The sequence below is a fragment of the Vibrio sp. 2033 genome (assembly GCF_033339735.1).
Map to the genome: position 1 here is coordinate 1 of NZ_JAWOVC010000112.1, position 1,099 is coordinate 1,099.

Sequence of the window (1,099 nt, forward strand, 5' to 3'; positions counted from 1 at the left end):
CCGACGCCCTCAAGGGGGAGGCCGCATATCTGCACAAGCTCGCGGTGCGACGGACACATGCGGGCCGGGGTGTCAGCTCCGCGCTGATCGAGGCTTGCCGCCATGCCGCGCGAACGCAGGGGTGCGCCAAGCTGCGGCTCGACTGCCACCCGAACCTGCGTGGCCTATACGAGCGGCTCGGATTCACCCACGTCGACACTTTCAATCCCGGCTGGGATCCAACCTTCATCGCAGAACGCCTAGAACTCGAAATCTAACGTCCGTTCGGGCATCGAGGTCCATGTCGGGGTGGGACGGGCCCGTGGCTTCAAGATCACTTGCAGTCCGACCGCGATGTCTTGGTTGCGCGAGAGGTTGTCGATATCCTCCACTTCCATCATCAACCCTGGATAATGCCGCCGCCGTCATCGCCGCCGACGCCCGTGCCGGGCTTTTCGGGCCTGTCAGGCTTGCTCGGCCTTCAGCCTGCCTGGGCGAGATCTCCGGCGGACGGATTAACGGCGGAGCTTCGCCGCCTTTCGTGCGTGTGAAGGCCGAAGATAGTTCTCTCAAAAACATCCGTTTATGAGAGATACCAAATGTCATTTTCAGAAGACGACTGCACCAGTTGATTGGGCGTAATGGCTGTTGTGCAGCCAGCTCCTGACAGTTCAATATCAGAAGTGATCTGCACCAATCTCGACTATGCTCAATACTCGTGTGGGCTCTGTTGCAAAAATCGTGAAGCTTGAGCATGCTTGGCGGAGATTGGACGGACGGAACGATGACGGATTTCAAGTGGCGCCATTTCCAGGGTGATGTGATCCTGTGGGCGGTGCGCTGGTATTGTCGCTATCCGATCAGCTATCGCGACCTTGAGGAAATGCTGGCGGAACGCGGCATTTCGGTCGACCATACGACGATCTATCGCTGGGTCCAGTGCTACGCCCCGGAGATGGAGAAGCGGCTGCGCTGGTTCTGGCGGCGTGGCTTTGATCCGAGCTGGCGCCTGGATGAAACCTACGTCAAGGTGCGGGGCAAGTGGACCTACCTGTACCGGGCAGTCGACAAGCGGGGCGACACGATCGATTTCTACCTGTCGCCGACCCGCAGCGCCAAG

Annotated in this window: 1 protein-coding gene and 1 pseudogene; both read left to right on the forward strand. The window is 59.7% G+C overall.

The window, feature by feature from the left end; translation table 11 throughout:
* Positions 1-257: GNAT family N-acetyltransferase (locus tag R7P74_RS24965; protein WP_153563929.1), on the forward strand; the 257-nt coding region annotated here is incomplete at its 5' end.
* Positions 258-763: 506 nt separating this feature from the next.
* A pseudogene (locus tag R7P74_RS24975) lies at positions 764-1,099 on the forward strand (IS6-like element IS6100 family transposase); the annotation flags it as partial.